The sequence below is a fragment of the Spirosoma panaciterrae DSM 21099 genome (assembly GCF_000374025.1).
In the GTDB taxonomy this organism is placed as follows: domain Bacteria; phylum Bacteroidota; class Bacteroidia; order Cytophagales; family Spirosomataceae; genus Spirosoma; species Spirosoma panaciterrae.
Genome location: NZ_KB893200.1, coordinates 42,321 through 62,450, shown reverse-complemented (window position 1 = coordinate 62,450; position 20,130 = coordinate 42,321). Strand labels below are relative to the sequence as shown.

Here is a 20,130-nt window from a genome sequence, read left to right as displayed (position 1 = left end):
TGTTTGAGTCGGGCAGTTCGGTGAAAGGTAAGGGGCATATCTGTAAGTTGGGCAACAGCCGAATTCGTCAGTTGTTGTACATGGCCAGTATGCAGGCCAAGAAAACCAATCCGGCCTGTGCTGCTTTGTATGATCGGTTGGTGGGGGCAGGTAAGCCCAAGCTGGTGGCTTTGATAGCGGTGGCGCATAAGTTAGTTCGTCAGTGTTTTGCCGTAGCCCGAAGTGGGGTAAACTTTGATCAAAAACTAGCCTTACCTCTTGTTTCGTAACACAGTTCATTCCGACGAAGGAGGAATCTTCGAGTGAGTAAGAAGAGCCAGATTTATCCGAAGATTCCTCCTTCGTCGGAATGACAGAAAAACACTTAGGCGCATGACTTACATTGTAATTTAAGCAGACCTCAACAGAAAATACGATTTTTTTGCCTGGGCATCGTCATACGTTACCGGATGGTTTTGCCTGTGGGTATAAAAATAGCTTACCAGGCCAAAGTCGCCGAAGCAGCCCCCCGTATGCAAAAATAGGGCGCCAAACAGTACATAAAACAGGGCAGGCGATGCAAAAAACAGGAGCACAATCAACATGGCATTGATTATCAGAAAGGGGCTTAGAGCAACCATTAAAAACGATTTGGTATCCGTAACAAAGTTGTCAGCTAAACAATAAAACACAAGTGTTCGCCAGTGTGCCGTAAACTGCACGTTCGGCGCACCAGCCAGCTTGTAAACGAAACCGTGTATCAGCTCATGAACCGGCAGTAAAATAACGAAGAAGACGAGCGCCCCTGAACAAAACTTTGTGATCGCATCAAACAGGGGTAGCCGCTTTTCCTGAACCAGAAAATAAAGCAGCACCCCACCCATCACGATGTTAAACGCCCAGTAAAAAACAGAAACCGGGTTTAGTTTGCTCAAATTCGTTTTCACAAAGGGCACCAGTTCGCTGTGGTCAAGTTCATGGTCCATGCGATACCCTAACGAAGGCAAATCCTGTGGTTTCACGTTCATAGTTATACGTTCTGCTTCGCTCCAGCCAGCACCAACAGCTGAATTCTATTACCAACCCACCGGCTGGCCGTCTCTGAAAAAGCCCCTGGTATGGTTTATCTGTACATCCAGCTTACTAAATTCATTGTTTAGTTCACGGGCTATGGCAGCACCGACGCATCACTGGTAACCTCTAACGGTTTGGCGATAGCATCGATTGGGTCGGCCAGCGTCCTGACTTTATCATCGTCTCTTGCGGTAACAACCCAGCGCTTTCCGTTGCTTAGCCGTTTCATAGCCCAACCCCTTTTCCCGACTCACTCCCGTAATAAGTGCAATTCTGCCCGTCAACATAGCAGCTCCTATTTAGGAGCCAGATTATCATCTGTTTATTCCGTTAAATTATTGGTTTTGCCAATAATTCGCAACGCAAACTATAGAATGATTGCTGGCAGATTGTTAGATACCCATTAGCTCCCTCAGCTTTGGTTCAGTCAGTAAACCTTTTTCGGTACTAAACCAGGCGTTCCCGTCTTTATGGCTAGAATTTCGTTTCTACCTTTCGGTCTGGTTGTCCCTGCCCTGTAGTGATCAGATTGAACAGACTGTTTCGGATGTAACCACCCCAGGCATTCGAACATGCGCCATAGCATTCGATCTCGGGTTTCAATCCTTCATGCGTAAAGCGAAGCTCCGTCGGTCCGTCTTTCTGGGTGATATTAAATACAATACGGGTTCCCGTCCACTCGCTTTTGTCGCTGATGAAACTGAGTCGGCTATCGGTAACGAGCCACACAACTTTTTGGGCCGGCATAAACTCGACGAGTTGCTGGCGGGAATAATGGACATCGTCGAAACGCACTTCAAATACATCGTTTAGATGATGCGAGTCGCCTTCTACATTTTCTGTCCACCAACCCGCTACGTCATTGACAGCAGCAAACACAATTTCCGGGACCTGGTCGACAAGGAGGGTAACTGTAAAATCAGAAGAAGTCATTGTCTTGTTGTTTTTAGATGTAATTGGAAGAAATGAGTTGGCAAAGCTAGTGGCCAGCTTGTGGAATAAGAGGGGGTAAAATAGACTTTGTAACGGGTTGATCTGGACATTTATCTCAGGTATTTTTGCGGTAAAAATGCCTTAAACACATTACCCTAGTTGTGCCCGACGGGCAGAATAACCTGAGTAGTATTGTTGTTGCCTACGAACTGTTCACCGAGGCAACGCTTACTGGAAGGCCGTTGGCCGAACCGACTTATTCACCATCGTTTTAACGGTAAAACGTGCTCTGCTCATTGGGCGGCTGCTGACACGTTCCGGCAGGCGTTTCCCAGGGTGAAGCTTCAACCCGACAAACTGATTCCGAACGAAAAAGGGATTTATACGAACGCAGGAGCCTATTCATTTCTGAACCTGTTGATTTAAAAGCAATCGGCAGGAAAACATAGCCATAGAGTATCTCTCCAGTCTATTCGCCGTAGGCCGACAAAACTTTGACCGACGCTTTATTAAAGCAACGGGCAATACACCTGTTGACTATCCACAACGGGTCAAAATTGAATCGGCCAAAAAAGCACGCGAATCCACGCGAAAAGCCGTCAATGAGGGTATGTATGAGGTGGGCTATTCGGATGTCAAGGCGTTTCGGGAAGTCTTCCGAAAAATTACGGATATGTCGCCAATTGACTATAAAACGAAAGATAATAAGGATGCGGTCGTCAGCTAAACGATTGCCATCAACGCAAAAGCAGTCGCTCCTCCTCATGATCCAGGTAATACAGATGCTTGCGGACAATGTCTTCATCGAGGGTCATGGTCGTTCGGTTTTTTTCGACCAGCCATTTCCGTTGCCGGTTCAGAATGTGCCGATATAGCTCTTTAATAGGCTCACTAAAAGCGGATGCCCCATCGGAAGACAGGCGGTAAGCGCTGGCTTTCATCAGTTTCTGATAAACGGGCTGGGCCAGTTCGGCCTCACTCAGGTTTTCGCGCATGTATTGCAGGGCCAGTGCGGCAAATTCTTTTTCAATAAAGGCATCAACTTTCTCTTCGGGCTTGGTATAATCCTGCTCGGCAAACCCAAATCGTCGAATAAAAAAAGGCAACGTAAGTCCCTGAACAACAAGCGTCAGAAAAATCACAACAAACGTAATGAACAGAATAAGATCTCGCTGTGGGAACGGTGTACCATTGGCAAGACGGATGGGAATGGATAAAGCAGCAGCCAGCGAGACCACACCCCGCATACCTGTCCAGCCCAAGAGCAGGGGCGTTTTCCAGCCTGGATTACTCGTGTCGGCCACGGTAATGAAGTTCCGCATAATAAGAGTGGTAATCACAGCCCCGTAGCAAGATAATATCCGAACCACCACTAAGGTTACGGTAATGAGCACTCCATACCCAATGGCTTCGCCAAGGCTGGTTTTTCCCAGCCCGGAAACAATTTGGGGCAGGTCCAGCCCAATCAGTACAAACACCAGTCCGTTCAGAATGAAAGAAACCGTACTCCAGAAATTGTAGCCCCGTATGCGGGTCTGACCATTTAAGAAACTAAATCGGTGGTACGACATCAGCAATCCTCCGCCCACTGTTGCCAGCACCCCCGAACTGTGCGCTTCTTCGGCAGCTATGTACATGGCATACGGACCAAGAATAGACAGCACCTGATGAATATCGACATGATCGGGAAGCAGCTTATGGACCTTCATCAGCAGCCATGCGACCAGCAGGCCGATGCCTACCCCTCCAAACACCATCCATAAAAATGTGAGCAGGGCATCCTGCACAACAAATTTCCCGGTCGAGACAGCAATCACCGCAAACTGAAAGATAATCAGCGAAGAGGCATCATTGAGCAGGCTTTCGCCCTCCAGAATGGACGACAGACGCTTGGGTACCTTTACAAATTTCATAATGGCTCCTGCGCTGACCGCATCCGGGGGCGACACGATCCCACCCAGCAAAAAGCCCAGCGCCAGGGTAAAGCCAGGAATAAAGTGATAGGCGATGAGCGATACACTGAAAGCCGTTACAAAAACAACCAGAATGGCAAACGAAAGAATAATACGTCGCCATTTCCAAAGCTCTTTCCATGATGCCGACCAGGCGGCTTCGTACAATAGCGGAGGCAAAAAGATGATAAAGATCAACTCCGGGTCCATGTTGAGAACCGGGATACCCGGAATCAGGCTGATGATCAGCCCTGCCAAAACCAGCAATACCGGATAGGCAACTTGTATTCGCTGAGCCAGAATGATCAGAAATACCATCACCAGCACCATTCCCAGATAAAACGTAACCTGTTCGATCATTTGTCGTGAAAAGTAGAGAGAATTACTTAGTCTATCCGTTCTAACCGCAAAGTCGATAAAGGTGTTCGCCAGCCTCTGCGAAACACCTGTCAGACGGCAGCCGTTGCCATAGCGAATGAACAAAATACCCCTAGTCTGCTGGCAGATAGGGCTTGCCAATGACCAGTTTATCACCCGACAGATCGGCTTCGAACAGATGAGGCACCCGGATCGTCCGACCGTTTACGCTTTTATGACTGTGCATAGACAGGAGTAGTTTGCCCTCCAGCGTATGGAACAACATGCCATGCCCGTAGTTAGGGGGAGTGATGGGGTCTTTTTCCTGTACCCAGGGGCCATCCAGCGTACCACTTGCCGAATAAGCTACCCCTTGGGTATACACGTCATAAATCCAACTGGTCCAGATCATGCCCAGTCGCCCGGTTTGGGTCTGGAACAGGTAAGGGCCGTCGGTTACTTTATTTGGTTTGTCGTTGCCGTTTTCATCTTTCTCCCGGCTCCAGGGCGAATCGCTGGCCCGAAACAATACCTCACTTTTGCCAACAGTCCCGCTTAAATCGGGCTTTAGTTCAATCTTTTCGATAGTCCCATTCAGGTTCTGTAACCATTCATAGCAATACACCAGATAGGGTTTCCTGTTTTTATCGACCCATAGCGTCCCGTCAAGCGTAGGCATGCTGGCAGGCAGATAGGTAGCATCCTGCATGGGCACATACGGCCCATCGGGTTTGTCGCTGACCAGCACATGGCAGGCCCGTCGTTCAATAGCCCTGCCTTTTACGGTATCAATCCTGACGGCCCGGTTGGTGAACGTAGCAAAATAATAGTACTTGTTCTGATACGGGTGAAGTTCGGCAGCCCAGATCATTGGATTAGGTCCCATCCAGGAGTTCGGGTCGGTTTGGGTAACCTTATAAGGCCCATCCCAAAGCTTCAGATTTCTACTTTTCCAAAGCAAGCCTCCGGTTCCCGTCATGTAGTACATTTTGGTTTGGCGATCGGCCAGAATAGCGGGATCACTCAGCCGAATGGAATCCAGCGGTACATTGGTTCTGACTTCCCGAGCCGGATTCACCTGTGCGTTTAGCGTCAGCGAAATCAATAAAAAGCCTGCAAAAACCAACCGGCTCGTTTTCATACATCAGTAAAACGGTTAAAATCAATTATCGCTAATAAAACAATCAGGGTGCCATTTTCTAACAATACACCCGTTTGTAGGCTTTAGATAATACGGATTCAATGCGTGGGCATTCTGTAGGTATCATCCTCCAATTTATTCTATATTCAAGAAATTTTTGACTCATAACGTTTTCTACCACTAGGCTGCTGGCCTGGCAAACGCGATGTAGACCTACCTATGATGAGTATGCAAAACCCCATAAGCACCCCGACCAGTTGGTCTGAAACGGTTTCTGACGCAGATTTCTGGTCGACGCTGGCCCAAACGGTACTGCCTCCCTATGTGAACACCTGCCGATGGTTTGCGGGGAAAGCCCGGCCCCAAACCGGATTTTCCGTAAAAACCCTTCACACCCTTCCGCTCGCCGATGGTGATGTGGCGTACCTGCTGATTCTGGAAGCTATGTATGCCGATGGTGTGCCCGAAAATTACCTGCTTCCGCTTTCCTTTATCCCCGATCAGTCTGTCCCACAACTCGCCGTGCAGCTCGCCGATATACCCGAAAAAGGCCGTGTGGGGGAGATCACGCTAAACGGACAATCAGGGCAGTTAATCGATGCTATTTACGATGAACGGTTCCGGCAGGTATTGTTTGCGTCCATTTACCAGAATCAGACCATTCCTCAGCCTGTTGGGCAGGTAAGCTTTCACCGGGGTAAAGGGCTGGACGAGGGCGACGATACCCTTCGCTCGCGTGTGTTACCCGTCGACTCAAGCAATTCGGCCATGACGTTTGGGGATAAATACTTCCTGAAACTGTATCGCAAACTTTTTGAGGAAACGAACCCTGAAGTGGATATGGTCGCGTTTCTGACGGACGAAAGCAATTTTCCGAACATTCCGGCCTTTGGCGGCAGCATCATCTGGCAACAACCCGGCCGCCCCGACGTTACGCTCGGTATGGTGCAACGCATGGTTCCGAACGATAAGGATTCGTGGATGCAAACCGGCGACTACCTGAATGATTTCCTGTATGGCGTACCGAACCGGATGTTTGCCATTCGGGAAGATGTGTTCGATAAAGTAGAACTGCTGGGCCGACGAACGGGCGAACTCCACTGTGCGCTTTACAAACCAGGAGCCGATCCTGCCTTTGCGCCCGAACCCTTTACGGATGAATACCGCCAGTTTCTTATCAAGCGATTCGAAGACCTGCTCGAACGTCGGTACACCCTCCTGATCGACAACTACACCAAACTCGACCCACAGGCCCAACGGCTGGCCTGGGTGTTTATGGAAGCCAAGGAAATGATCGATACCTTCATTGCCGACTTCCGTACCCGACCGCTTCACTCGCTGCGCATCCGTATTCATGGCGATTACCATTTGGGGCAGGTACTGGCTGTCACCAACAGCCAGACCGGGTCCGATTTTGTGATGATCGACTTTGAAGGTGAACCCGAAAGCACCATTGCCGAGCGTAAGATCAAACACTCTCCGCTGAAAGATGTGGCGGGTATGATTCGGTCGTATCACTACGCGGTTTCGGCCAAGCTTTTCAATTCGACCGAAACGGCCGGAATTGAACCCGACCATTTACAGCGCGTATCGGATCGTTGGTTTTACCTCATTCGCGATACGTTTCTGGATGCCTATCTGGATGTATTCGGCACTCCGCATCCGTTGTTCAAAAACAACAGCGAGATCAATTTCCTGCTCCTGATTTACCTGCTCGAAAAAGCCGTTTACGAATTGGGCTATGAAATTAGCTATCGCCCTTCCTGGGTGAAAATTCCACTGAAAGGCATCATCGACGTAGTGCGTGAGATCGAAAAAATTCGATTGAGCGACGGGGATGTGGTGCACGACGTGCCCATGCTGCAAACGGGATTGCTGCAAGTGAAACTGATCGAATAGGCCACCTTGTCTTTTGGGCTGACCTCTGAATCGTTTACAATCTGAACCAAGACCTTTGCGCATCCCACTTTTTTTCTAACTTTCCGACTCTGATTACGTTCACTAACGGAAGCTTATCAGGTTTAACCTATGGCAAAACGAAAAACTTCGACGGACTCGTCGCCTATACCCGACATTAACCAACCGGAAACTCCCATTCCCCCAAAAGCACCCAAACCCAAAAAAGCGCAGGCCGCCCCTACGCCACCTGTTGAAATCGAACAACCCGTCTCGACAGGGCCTTACTCCCGCTTTACTGAGTTCGATATTTACTTGTTTCGGTCAGGGAAGCACACCCGACTGTATGAGAAATTTGGCTCACATGTAGTGGATTATAATGGTGTAACGGGCACCTATTTCGCGGTCTGGGCCCCCTCGGCCCGGTATGTTGCGGTTATTGGCAATTTCAACGGCTGGGATAAAGGCAGCCACCCCATGAATGTTCGCTGGGACTCGTCGGGCATCTGGGAGGTATTTATTCCGCATATTGGCCGGGGCGAAACCTATAAATATTTTATCGTTCACGAAAGCGGTCGTGAGCTGGAAAAAGGCGACCCCTACGCCCACCAGTGGGAAGTCCCCCCCAAAACCGCTTCGGTTGTTTGGGATACTTATTACGAGTGGCAGGATCAGGACTGGATGGCCAATCGCCATACAAAAAACGCACTCGACGCACCCGTTTCGGTTTATGAAGTGCACCTATCCTCCTGGCGACGTGACCCTGGCAATCCCGACCGTGAGCTGAGTTACGGTGAAATTGCCGATGCACTGGTTCCCTATGTGCAGGAAATGGGCTTCACGCACGTGGAGTTTATGCCCGTTATGCAGTACCCCTACGCGCCATCCTGGGGGTATCAGATCACGGGGTACTACGCCCCCAGCAGCCGATTCGGTACGGCCCAGGATTTTATGCGGCTCATTGAACGACTGCATCAGGCGGGTATCGGTGTACTGCTCGACTGGGTTCCCTCGCACTTTCCGGGCGATGCGCATGGGCTGTACGAATTCGACGGCTCGCATCTGTACGAACACCCGGATATGCGGAAAGGCTACCATCCCGACTGGAAAAGCTACGTATTCAACTACACCCGGCCCGAAGTACGCTCATTCCTGCTCAGTAATGCCCTGTTCTGGCTCGACCGTTGCCATGCCGACGGCCTTCGGGTAGATGCCGTAGCATCGATGCTGTATCTGGATTACTCACGCAATGCGGGCGAATGGGAGCCGAATATGTTTGGCGGACGCGAAAATCTGGAAGCCATTTCGCTCTTTAAGGAACTGAATGAAGCAGTCTATAAAGAATTTCCGGATACACAGACGATTGCCGAAGAATCGACTGCCTTCCCGGGTGTATCGCGTCCGGTGTATACGGGTGGTTTAGGGTTCGGTATGAAATGGATGATGGGCTGGATGAACGATACGCTTCGGTATTTTGAACGCGACCCAAGCTACCGCAAATTCCACCAGGATGAGCTGACGTTCAGTACCATTTATGCCTTCACCGAAAACTTTATGCTGCCCTTGTCGCACGATGAGGTTGTGTACGGCAAACATTCGCTGGTGAGTAAAATGCCGGGCGACGAATGGCAGCGGTTTGCCAATTTGCGCTTGCTGTTTTCGTATATGTTTACGCACTCGGGCACCAAATTGCTGTTTATGGGTGGCGAATTTGGTCAAACGGCTGAGTGGAAGTTTGACACCAGTCTCGACTGGCACCTGCTCGAATATGCCCCTCATAAAGGCATGGCCGCCTGTGTAAAAGCCCTCAATCAGCTTTATAAAACCGAACCTGCTCTGTACGAACGGAACTTCTCCGCCGACGGCTTTGAGTGGATCGATACAACCGACCGCGAAAACAGCGTGATTACCTATTGCCGGAAAGGGAACAATCCCGACGATACGGTACTGATCGTTTTGAATATGACTCCCATTCCGCGTGCTCACTATCGGATAGGTGTCCCAGCGGCAGGTTCTTATAAGGAAATTTTCAATAGCGACGCAACGGAGTTTCATGGCAGCGGTGTGCTGAACGCAACGCCTATTGCCACCGAACAGGAAGCCTGGCATGGTCGCCCACAATCGATCCAGTTGAACGTTCCTCCACTAGGTGCTGTGGTGCTGAAAGCGTTGAAATAGGCTCTAAAATGGAGTGAAGAACAGGGCTTCACTCCATTTTTTTGTGCTCAGCCAATCATTTTGAACGTTCCCAGGTACATAGTTTGCGGAACTGACCACGCGAAGAAAAACAACAGAGCCTTAAGTCGGGTTAGGAAATACAGCGGTTCGCAGCTCAAAATAGTTGGTCTGTCAAAAGCCAGTTAGTAACAGATTAACCTGATAATGTCGAATCCATATAACTTTGCCTGCTCGAACAGCCTGATTTGTCTGCATGAAGAAAGTTCTGATTCCGTTTTTGCTCCTTATTTCGACGTATAGCTTTGCCCAATCGCCGGTAGCGGCCCGCCTTAGTAGTGGCTATGATTTGGGAATGGCTTATTCCACCGATCATTATCACCCATCCATTGCCTACTACCAAATGCTTAATGTAGGCGAACGAAAATTGTTCTCATTGGGTTGGACCCTGCGACTGGGTGCCTTTTACGGCGATAATCTGGATTATTACACAGCCCCGGCCCGCCTTACCCGCGAAAAATCGGGCTTTGCGGCCCTCGGCGCTCCACTTGTCGTCAAGAATATCGATACCATCCGGTACGATTATGTAACCATGACGTCGCTCAATGTTGGTGTTCGGGCGCAAATCAATCTGGGTAAGGTTGAAATTGGGGCCAGTGCCGATTTGTTAGGGTTAACCATCGGAAAATCGCGTACAGGTCGCTATAAATCCTCGACGGGACAATTTACCCTTCATTCGGCATCGGGTGCCGATTCGATCAACGTCTACTTCCAGGGGAACAATGTTTTTCAAAAAGCATCGCCCAGCCGCTTCAATGTACGTCTGTTAGGTGATAACGACATTGGTACACTGGCAACCGAAATCTATGCCCGTATTCATGTTTCGCAACGTCTGGCGGTCAAGGCAGGCTATCAATGGCTGGTTACCGAAACAACGGTATCCAACCGCGACGTTATTGCCAACAACAATCGGTTCCGCCACCGAGCCGGTATGGCGTATCTAGCCCTAACGTTTCCCATATTTTACTAAAGCGTAAACGTGCGAAAGAGAGAAAGCGTGAAATGCTGATGCAAGCTATTATCACGCTTTCTCTCTTTCGCACGTTTACACTTTAGATTAGACCTCGATCGGCTTTAAATCGAAGTAAGTTTGGAAAATAGCATCTCCAACGCTGTTGGTACGCGTCTGGAAATTATCGAGGTATTGGTGCAGCCCTGTTTTGAAGATATCGGCCGTTTCAGTGAACTCAATATCGGTTCTTAATTTCGACAACATCCGCTCGGCTGAATTCCCAAAACCCTGTGTGATGTTATTGCCCGAAATTTCATAGAGAGACAACTCGGCCTGCCGAATGCAATGAGCCACAGCCCGTGGAAACATTTTATCTAAAATCAGAAACTCGACAATGCTGGCTGGGGTCAGTGACCGATATTGCTGACGATGCATGTTATACGCACTAACGGATTTTAAAACTGCCGACCAGAGCATTAAATCAATGGTTGATCCAACCAGTTCTATTTCAGGCAAAAGGGTGAAATACTTCACATCCAGAAACCGGGATGTTTTATCGGCGCGCTCCAAAAAACGCCCCAAACGCCCGAAGTGCCAGGCCTCATTGCGGGTAATCGTTGCATCAATGATTCCGTAAAAAAGCTGTATGCTGTTTCGTATTTCCGTGAAAAAATTTTGCGTCTGGGTCTGTTCCCACTGCTGCTTGGGCGACGTATCACGCACCATCAGGTAGAACGTATTAAGGTGTTCCCACATCTCCTTAGAAATAACCTCCCGAATGGTACGAGCGTTTTCGCGGGCATCACTCAGGCAGGATACGATCGAGTTAGGATTGCGCTTATCGAATGTCATAAAATGGATGACATTCTCACGTGTAGGGTCTGAATAATATTTTTTAAACCGCTCATTATCAGCCGTAGCAGTCAGTAACGGTTCCCATTGCTGATCAACATTTGGCGGTAAATCGAGAGCCAGATTGAAATTCACACTCATGAAACGAGCATAATTTTCGGCCCGTTCAATATAGCGGTGCATCCAATAAACTGAGTTAGCAACGCGACTTAGCATAAAATATAAAGTTGGGGTAAAACCGGGTATTGCCAACAAAAATAGGGATTATAGCCGATTAACCAAGACGTTTTCATAAACGAAAATGGTTTTACCAAATTATTATCTATGCGTGTACATTATCAAATGAAGCTTCGTCTGGAGCAAAATCTGAGTGCCTACGACTCCTCTTAGGCAGTCGTCGCATCACCAGTAAATACCTGAAAGCAATTAACCACAGGTGATCTCAAAACGTACTAATTCATTGGCAAATAAAAATGTTTAGTTTGAAACGAGTGGATGTAGATGATGGAAACAAGCTGCCGCCAGAAGGCCCTTAAAAACCAATGCATGGCTAGATTAGGCTTATGGACTCGCTTAAAACCCGAAATTAATGCTTGATGATTCACCGGATTTGCCTGCTTAACGACAAAAGTCAGGCAAAAATAAATAGCCTCTAACTCTGTCCGACTAAACTCGTTCTCAAACTGCCGTGGGGCAATGCCCGGAAAAATAGCGTCTGGCGCTATTAACGTTTTGATGTACTGTTTAAGTAGTTCTATGTTGGGTTGAGTAGCCATCTTACATACATAAACTGGTGAGGTTAACGGTAAATATACTAAGCCTGGCCCACACATACCAATACGTAAGTACACTGTAAACCAGTTTATTTTCTATTTGGATAGTTATATATATACTATGTTAATCTTTACATACAAAAGAGTAAAGAGGCCACTTTTTAATGTAGATTAAAAAAATATTATACGCGCATTATCTATTCTATTTATTCATCTTTTCAAGGAAATTACAAATACATCAGGGCTGCATTTTTACACTTCCGCAGAAAAGTGTACTTTTGTGGGCTTGGCTTTATGGTGTAATGGATAGCATCACAGTCTTCGGAACTGTTGGTTGGGGTTCGAGTCCCTATAAAGCCACTAAGCACACAAAAAAGCCAGTCCTCAACGTGGGGCTGGCTTTCGCGTTTTCTTAACCTAAACTAAGTCCGTTTTTATGTATGATGCATGAAGTAATTACCCACAAAAATACATCATGTATCATATTTTACATATCAATTCTGTGCTCCTACCCGGTTTTGTTCGGCCGAGGTAGCTGAGTTGCGTTGACGGGCGTTCTTCACGTTCTGATTACCAAATCGATACGAGAAGGTTAGCATGATTCGACGGCTTTCCCAGCGCGATACTACCCGGAAGTTAATGTCCTGAACGACTGCCCGACCATTGAACTGATTCAGCCAGAATGGATCGCTCACGTTCAGCTTCAAACTACCCTTTCCATCCATCATTTTCTTTTGCACGCCTACATTGAAAGCGCCCATGGGCTGTGCCCGATAGAAGCCATATTGCGATGCCGAGTTGTACCATCCCGATACTTCGGCCGATACGCTTTTACTTAGAGTGAAGTTTTGCGAGGTGTATAAATTGTACGCTCCGATCTTCACTTCGTAAGGGGCTCCCGAATAATAGGTCTGGTAGTGCTGGTAATAGGCGTTAATGTTGTTCTGCATCCGCCACCATCTCGTAACCGTTACGGGGAAGCTTACATTCAGGCTCAGATTGTCCATGTTACCCAGGTTTTCGGGAGTCACGTAGGTGATATTCTCCGAAGCAATCTGCCGGGGCGTTTCCCGGTTGATGAAGTCCGATGTACGGCTAAAGCTCAACGAGGTTGTAAAGGCATTTTTGAATACGTGTGTCAGTTCAACCGCGTTGGTATATTGTGGCCGCAGAAACGGATTACCCTGCTGATAGGTGTATGGGTCCAGATAGAACACAAATGGGTTAAGGTTCTGGTAATCCGGACGGTCGATCCGGCGGCTATAGGAGAAGTTCAGGACGTTGTTGGTATCCAGCTGGCGCGATAAAAACAGCGTTGGGAACAGGTTCAGATAGTTCCGATCCACCGTTTGGTTCAGCGTTACCGACGTACCGATTGAGTGGGTATGTTCGGCCCGTAATCCCATCTGAACCTTCGTTTTGCCCACTTTTCCAGCGTAGTTTATATAACCGGCGTTGATATTCTCGTCGTACTTAAACTGATTTGAGCGACTGGCATCGGGCAACCATTTTTTGGTTTCCTGCTGCAAGGTATCATAAAGGCTATTGTTGTCGGCCTTTACATAGCTACTCTTCAGACCCATTTCCCATTTACCTTTCTTCGTCGGTAGTACATAATCCGTTTTGAAAGCCATGATATTGATGGTCGACGGCATGTTGTTCCGAACATCCTGGTTCAACCGGGTGGGAAGGTTGTCCGCATTAGTATAGGCAGTGCTTAAGTTGTTGGTATTCATACCGCCATAATGCACGTAGTCGGCGTCGATGGTCCACTCACGGCCTTTCCCCATGTCATATTTATAGTTGAGGTTCGTGGTGATGTTCGACATTTTGTTGCCCATGCTGGTTTGGGTAATGGCCTTACTGGTCAAGACCCGGTTATCGTCGCTGATCATGGTATTATTCTGGCCACCCGATTGCCAATTGTTCGAGAAACCATTTACCAATACGCCTATCGTGCTTTTCTGGTCGATAAAATAATCCATCCCTGCCTTGTAAGAATACCCTTCAAACTGGTTCGGCCGAAACGAATACTGGTCGAAATAGGTGTTCTTACCATTGAACGGAATCACCCGGTTTAACTCATTGCTTTGTGAGCTTTCACGGTTCACGTAACTATAATTACCAAAGAGATTGACCTTCCCCTCGCGATGGTTCAGGTTGATGGATGTGTTGAATTTCGGCAGATCGTCGCGGGCACCAGCCAGGTTTTTCACCCATCCGTACCCGGTCCCGATAATGAAGTTACCGTTGGTACCGAAGTTCTTATTTTTCTTCATTTTGATGTTGATGATCCCCGAGTTACCGGCCGCATCGTATTTGGAGCCGGGATTCGTGATAATTTCAATCGAGGCAATGTTATCGCTGGGCGTGTTTTTCAGCAGGTTCGATACTTCCTGCTGCGACAGGTACGTTTGCTTCCCGTCGATGTACACGATGACGCCCGCCTTTCCTTTCAACTGTATCTGGTCGTTCTGGCGGTCAATGGTCACACCAGGGGCTTTTTCCAGGACTTCCAGGGCGGTATTGCCACTGGCTACGATGCTGTTTTCAACGTTCATCACCGTTCGGTCTACCTGTTGCTCAATGAACGGCTTTTGAGCTACCACTTTCACTTCGGTCAGGTTTTTGGTCTCATCGACCATAGTCAGCATCGGCAATTCGAGAGCGGGCTGGGCTTCACTAATTTCGAACGGGGCACTATACGTTTTGCGGTATCCGATCTGTTGAGCCGCTACCAGATACCGACCAGCGCCAACATTCTGGAAGGTATATTTCCCGTCAATATCGCTGATCGATCCTTTTACCAGTGTAGAATCTTTCGCTTTTAGCAGCATCAGCGTCGTAAATTCAAGGGCTTTTCCAGCCGATGTCCCAACCTGACCATTGACGGTTCCCCGCGTCAGGGCCTGCCCAAACGTTGTTGTCAGGGTCAGGAGGCTAAGTAAGAGGAAGGAAAATATCGTTTTCATAGTATGTGTTGTTAGAAGGTCGCCTAATTCTTGTGCTTCAGTACATTGCAAAGGTAGGTAGTGGGTATCACAAAGTACCTGTTCTTACACAAGCGGTCTTAACGGCAGGATGAGTGGATTTTAAGGGGGATTGGTGTCCTGAAGAACGATATTCGTCGGAAAGACACACGAAAAGAGGGGTGTGTTGCACGCTAAAGGCAGAATTTAGCGGATTCATGAAACAATCTTCTTTTATTCCTATTCACTCTTGGAATGAGAATTTAACAGCTTCATGAATCCGCTAAACAGACCTTAAAATTTGAGACCGACAGTCCAGACACTGGCATCGGGACCTTCGCCAGCCTTGAAGGGGCTGCCTGGCTCATACCGACCAAATAATTTGGCATGGCCCCGGTAACCCAGCTCGGCGGTCCATCCCCAGCGAACTGGGTTCAGATTGAAGGAATTGTGCGTACGTACTGATGAGCCCCCTACAGGTTTTACTTTTGTGTAGCTGTCGAGACGAAGCCCTGCATACGCGCCTGCTGCAATTGAAAAGCCCGACTTGAAAGACAGGTTCAGCATCATGGGCAGATTAAGCTGCGTGGTTACGAGCTTCGACCGATGCAAATCAACATCCGACTGCTCGATGCCTAACTGGTTGTTCTGCTTGACCAGCATGTTTCGGCCTTCGAACATGAAGTTGTTCCAGGCTACTTCCGGGCCGGTTACCAGACGAAGCTTTGTGGCTCCACTAACCGCTATTGGAATCCGCATCTGCCAACCCAGGGCAATAAAGCGGGAGCCAACAGGACGAAACTCGTAGCCTGCCGGGAGTGTACCGCCCAGGCTATTGAGGCCAACATAGATGCGCAGATCGGAACGAACCCGCTCGTAGGAACGGTACGAGGTTGACTTGATGGTGGGAGTACTTACCGAAGTGGAGTCGGTTTGCGCGAACGAAGCAGTTGACGCAGCAATCAGGGCGGTGGCGAGGAGGTGTTTGAACGTGTTCATAGTGGTTGTATATTAAAGATTCAGGGTTTAGGAACAGAATTGGCTTAAGGGTTCAGGCGGTGGTCCGCGTTAGGTTGTATTCGTTTTGTGGTATTTGACTGGTAGATGTAAGAAACCTGAAGGCAGGTTGCATGAGGCTATAAAATTTTTAGAATTATTTTTTAACCACCGTCGGTCTACTACAATTATTCACTGACAATCAACTAATTAAACGACTAACCAGCCGTATAAATAATTCATTGGCTGCCTGATTGAACCCTACAACTAACTACCCGTCGACATCATCAGAAAGTAGGGCCGGGCTGCATGGACCTGATCGCCCATTAAAAAGCCACCCGCTGCATCGAGGCAAGGGGTGGCTTTTTCAGGCTAAATAACCTATAGAAGGTAGTGGCTAATGCGGCTCCGCAGAGACAATTGGTAAGTAGACAATAAAGGTAGCTCCCTGCCCAGGCTTACTAGTGGCTGTAATCGCTCCACCGTGATTGGTAACAACTTTCTCACAAATCGCTAGTCCGATACCTGTACCTGCAAATTCATTGCGGGTATGTAATCGCTGGAACACCTGAAAAATTCGATCAATGTATTTCTCATCAAAGCCTATCCCATTATCCGACACGTTGATCTGGTGATAATCGGGCACCAATCGTCCTGGCCGAACCGATGCAGACAGTTCCTGCGCTTTCACCCGCTCGGCCTGAATCGTTATGACAGGAACCGTTTCGGCTCTGCGGAATTTAAGCGAGTTGCTAAGCAGATTTTGAAATAGTTGCCGTAGCTGCGATTCATCGCCCGGTATCCTGGGTAGCGTACCTACCTGTATCTGCGCACCCGACTGCTCAATAGCTACTTCGAGCGTGTCGAGTACTTCTGCAACCACCTGATTCAGGCTCACAGACGCGGTCATCTCCTGACGGGTCGATATTCGCGAAAATGTCAACAGGTCTTTAATCAGCAACGACATGCGGGAAGCCGCTGTCTGCATTCGTTCCAGATAATCGACCCCATCGCCCAGTTCGTCTGTATACTGCGCTTTAAGGATGTCGCCAAACGACTGTATTTTCCGAAGCGGTTCCTGCAGGTCATGACTGGCTATATAGGCAAACTTCTCCAAGTTCTCGTTGGAACGTCGTAAGTCATAATTGGAAGCCACCAGTTGCTCGGTACGAGCTTCTATCTGTTCTTCGAGGCTAACGGCCCATTGTTTCTGCTCATGAATATCGGTAGCCGTACCTACCCATAGTACAACGTTACCCGATTCGTCGTGAATGGGGAGGGCTCGATTCAAATGCCAGCGATACATGCTATCGTTTCCACGCCGATACCGATTTTCAAGCGCGAATGTGGTGCCTGTACTCAGGGCCTGCTGGAACGTAGAACGGGTTAGCTCCCAGTCGTCGGGATGCACAGTGGCCTCCCACCCCTGATGCCTAGACTGGTCGAAATTGAGTCCCGTATAATCGTACCACCGCTGGTTGAAAAAGGTAAATTCTCCTTCGGGCGTATTGGTCCAGGTCATCTGCGAAATGGCTTCCAGGAGCGTGCGGAAACGCAGTTCGTTGGCTTCGATAAGTCGGCGGGCTTCTACCTGCTCGGATACGTCGATGGCCATATCCATAATCGCGTAGATTTCTCCGGCAGCATTGCGTAGTGGCTTATAGGTAAAGTTGAAATAGTAGGTTCCCATTTTACCATCGACCAGCAGCTCGGCTTTCGCTTCCTGAGCGCTATATTCAACGCCCGTTTTATACACATTGTCCAGAATATCCAGAAAAGGCTGGCCTTTCAGTTCTGGTAACGCTTCAGCCAAAGGCATTCCCCCTACATCGCCCTTCCCCCAAAGCTTCAACATGGCTTCGTTAGGCATATCGATGATCATATCCGGCCCAACAAATAAGCTGATCGCTACGGGAGCCTGGGCAATCAGATTTCGGAAACGCTGCTCGCTTTCCTGCAAAGCCAGTTTGGCTTTAACCTGATCGGTCACCTCTGTAGCCACCACCATAATGCCGCTCACCTCACCCGCTACATTATGAATGGGCGCGTACACAAAATTGAAATACCCCTGTTCAAGGTTTCCTTTTCGATAGAGTCGTGCCAGGGTTTCTGTGCCATAATGAGCAATCCCTGAGTCATATACCTGTTCGAGAAGCTCAATGAACCCCTGCCCTTCCAGTTCGGGGAGCGCCTTGATAAGCGGTAAACCAATGATGCTCTCATGCTTTCCCCAGATTTCGAGCATGGATTTATTGGCCGTTTCAACAACCATTGTTCGACCATTCAGTATACCAATGGCGACCGGGGCATGGGTAATGATATTGCGAATGCGTGCTTCACTGGCCCGAAGTTTGGCTTCGGCTTCTACACGCTCGTTGATGTCGTGGGCAATGATGATGATACTCTGGGTTTCGTCCTGAGCATCGGCTACCCGCGTCACATTCAACTGCACCCAGCGTATTGAGGAATCTTTATGAAAATACCGCTTTACCAGGTTGAAGTAAGGTCGTTTCCCCTGCACCACTTCTTCAAATAACTGGCGGTTCCAGGGTCGATCATCGGGGTGAGTAAGTTCGAAACTGTTCAGCGTACATAACTCCTCAACCGAATACCCCAAAAGCCGGGTATAGGCTTCGTTGGCCAGGGTAAAGTTGGCCTGTGTATCTACGAAGGCGATCCCCGTCGAAGTGTTGTTAAAAGCAATCGAAAAACGCTCTTCCGCTTCCCGCAGGGCTTTGGCTTTCTCGGTCTGCTCCGTCACATCCAGCACAATGCCCGTGACCCCGATTGGCTTTCGGTCGGCATCGAACTGGTACTGGCCCATTATTTTCACCCAATGAATGGATTTGTCGGTCCAGACAAATCGGGCTTCGTAATTGATAATTCCGGTCTGGAGAGCCTGCTGATGCGCTCTATCGCGAATCGGCTTATCTTCGGGATGGATATGTTTGATAAAGACGCTCCATCGGATGTTTTCGCTTTCATCTCCCAACAGAATACGACCGAAAGCTGGAGAGTAGCGGATTTCACTCGTCTGCAGATCGATCATAAATGATCCCGAGCCAGACCCCTCCAGCGCAATTCGGGCCTGCCGTTCGGATAAAGCCGCCTTTTCTTTCGCCAGCACTTCCTCCGTAATGTCTTCGGCAACGCCCGAAAATCGGTGCGGCTGCCCTGTATCGGAGAAGTAAGTTTGGCCAATAAAGCGTACCCAGCGAAGCTTCTGGTCATTTGCCCCAATCGTTCGGAAGCTCATATCATAACTTCCGCCCGACACAGGACTCAAGGCCCACTGCACGGCTTTTTCCACCCGTTCGCGATCGGCCGGATGAATAAAATCCAGCGTTCGGTCGTAACGGACAGCGTTTTCGTCGGTAAGTCCACAAAGCTCCTGGCATCGGCGGTCCCACTTGACAACACCCGACTGGGGGTCTAGCTCCCAGGTGCCCAACTGAGCCGATTGAAGGGCAAAGCGAAGTCGTTCCTCACTTTCGACGCGTGCCTGCTGCAGCATAACCTGCTCGGTTATATCCTGCATGGACCCAACCATGCGAATGGCTTTACCCTCTCGCCAGAGTACATACCCCCGATCAAGCACAATGGCATATGCCCCATCGGCTCGCTGAAATCGGTATTCGGCAGACCAGTTTTTGCCTCCCTCATCGATCACCTGTTGAATACCGGACACAACGCTTTCCTTATCGTCAGGATGAACATGCTTCGACCAGGATTCAAACCCATCCGCATCTTCCCCTTCCAGATCATACCCAAACAGTTGCGTATACCCCTCGTTCCACCAGATCGAGTTTGTTTCGAGGTCCCAGTGCCAAACGGCATCACGCGTGGCTTTAGTTAGTAGTTCGAACAGTTCACTGGTCGTTACTAAGTCGGTATTTGATGGTAAGTTTCCCTCAACCTTGTTAAGCATACCTGTACTAACTAATTGACCAAACAGCTCGCTCGGTACGTTTTATAGCGTCGAAATTGACGCCTGATTTCGGTCGTAAAGAACCGTCTCTTT

Annotated in this window: 15 protein-coding genes and 1 tRNA gene; 7 read left to right on the top strand and 9 right to left on the bottom strand. The window is 48.8% G+C overall.

Annotated elements, in window-relative coordinates:
- The coding region (locus B153_RS0123965) for a transposase (protein WP_026262406.1) at positions 1-269 on the top strand (269 nt) is incomplete at its 5' end.
- Between the two features lie 120 nt (positions 270-389).
- Here the strand turns inward: B153_RS0123965 and B153_RS0123960 are convergent.
- The 3 genes from B153_RS0123960 to B153_RS0123950 all read right to left on the bottom strand — a co-directional run bounded on the left by B153_RS0123960 (position 390) and on the right by B153_RS0123950 (position 1,986).
- Positions 390-1,007, bottom strand: a complete 618-nt coding sequence (locus tag B153_RS0123960) for a DUF3267 domain-containing protein (protein WP_040761933.1) — start codon at positions 1,005-1,007, stop codon at positions 390-392.
- A 140-nt stretch (positions 1,008-1,147) separates the two neighbouring features.
- Entirely contained in the window at positions 1,148-1,282 is a 135-nt protein-coding gene (locus B153_RS38730) for a hypothetical protein (RefSeq protein ID WP_020599286.1), read from the bottom strand.
- Positions 1,283-1,527: 245 nt separating this feature from the next.
- Positions 1,528-1,986: an SRPBCC family protein gene (locus B153_RS0123950; RefSeq protein ID WP_026262405.1), complete on the bottom strand. Its 459-nt coding sequence runs from the start codon at positions 1,984-1,986 to the stop codon at positions 1,528-1,530.
- Positions 1,987-2,184: 198 nt separating this feature from the next.
- Between B153_RS0123950 and B153_RS38605 the strand changes: the two genes are divergently transcribed.
- Both B153_RS38605 and B153_RS38600 read left to right on the top strand, forming a co-directional pair.
- The gene (locus B153_RS38605; protein ID WP_026262404.1) at positions 2,185-2,412 is read left to right on the top strand and encodes a hypothetical protein; all 228 of its coding nucleotides are present in this window, start codon (positions 2,185-2,187) and stop codon (positions 2,410-2,412) included.
- 19 nt (positions 2,413-2,431) lie between these two features.
- Positions 2,432-2,713, top strand: coding sequence for a helix-turn-helix domain-containing protein (locus B153_RS38600; RefSeq protein WP_342664819.1), 282 nt, complete (start codon positions 2,432-2,434; stop codon positions 2,711-2,713).
- Positions 2,714-2,723: 10 nt separating this feature from the next.
- On the opposite strand, the gene B153_RS0123935 is transcribed toward B153_RS38600, so the two are convergent.
- Positions 2,724-4,298, bottom strand: a complete 1,575-nt coding sequence (locus B153_RS0123935) for a Na+/H+ antiporter (protein WP_020599283.1) — start codon at positions 4,296-4,298, stop codon at positions 2,724-2,726.
- Between the two features lie 130 nt (positions 4,299-4,428).
- The gene (locus tag B153_RS0123930; RefSeq protein WP_020599282.1) at positions 4,429-5,436 is read right to left on the bottom strand and encodes a glycoside hydrolase family 43 protein; all 1,008 of its coding nucleotides are present in this window, start codon (positions 5,434-5,436) and stop codon (positions 4,429-4,431) included.
- 222 nt (positions 5,437-5,658) lie between these two features.
- Between B153_RS0123930 and B153_RS0123925 the strand changes: the two genes are divergently transcribed.
- The 3 genes from B153_RS0123925 to B153_RS0123915 all read left to right on the top strand — a co-directional run bounded on the left by B153_RS0123925 (position 5,659) and on the right by B153_RS0123915 (position 10,537).
- Positions 5,659-7,335 (top strand): putative maltokinase, encoded by a 1,677-nt coding sequence (locus B153_RS0123925; RefSeq protein ID WP_020599281.1) that lies wholly within the window; start codon positions 5,659-5,661, stop codon positions 7,333-7,335.
- 129 nt (positions 7,336-7,464) lie between these two features.
- Positions 7,465-9,510 carry a 1,4-alpha-glucan branching protein GlgB gene (glgB, locus tag B153_RS0123920; RefSeq protein WP_020599280.1) on the top strand — a complete coding sequence of 682 codons (2,046 nt, stop codon included), beginning with the start codon at positions 7,465-7,467 and terminating at the stop codon, positions 9,508-9,510.
- Between the two features lie 253 nt (positions 9,511-9,763).
- A complete protein-coding gene (locus tag B153_RS0123915) occupies positions 9,764-10,537 on the top strand; it encodes a hypothetical protein (protein ID WP_020599279.1) in 774 nt (257 codons plus the stop codon).
- Positions 10,538-10,624: 87 nt separating this feature from the next.
- On the opposite strand, the gene B153_RS0123910 is transcribed toward B153_RS0123915, so the two are convergent.
- Positions 10,625-11,587: an alpha-E domain-containing protein gene (locus tag B153_RS0123910; RefSeq protein ID WP_026262403.1), complete on the bottom strand. Its 963-nt coding sequence runs from the start codon at positions 11,585-11,587 to the stop codon at positions 10,625-10,627.
- Positions 11,588-12,432: 845 nt separating this feature from the next.
- Here B153_RS0123910 and B153_RS0123900 point away from each other — a divergent pair.
- Positions 12,433-12,504, top strand: a tRNA-Arg gene (locus B153_RS0123900).
- Between the two features lie 134 nt (positions 12,505-12,638).
- On the opposite strand, the gene B153_RS0123895 is transcribed toward B153_RS0123900, so the two are convergent.
- From B153_RS0123895 to B153_RS36875, 3 genes are all read right to left on the bottom strand, one after another.
- Positions 12,639-15,116, bottom strand: coding sequence for an outer membrane beta-barrel family protein (locus B153_RS0123895; RefSeq protein ID WP_020599276.1), 2,478 nt, complete (start codon positions 15,114-15,116; stop codon positions 12,639-12,641).
- Positions 15,117-15,407: 291 nt separating this feature from the next.
- Positions 15,408-16,112, bottom strand: a complete 705-nt coding sequence (locus B153_RS0123890; protein ID WP_020599275.1) for an outer membrane beta-barrel protein — start codon at positions 16,110-16,112, stop codon at positions 15,408-15,410.
- 394 nt (positions 16,113-16,506) lie between these two features.
- Positions 16,507-20,037, bottom strand: a complete 3,531-nt coding sequence (locus B153_RS36875; RefSeq protein WP_020599274.1) for a PAS domain S-box protein — start codon at positions 20,035-20,037, stop codon at positions 16,507-16,509.
- Positions 20,038-20,130 lie beyond the last annotated feature (93 nt).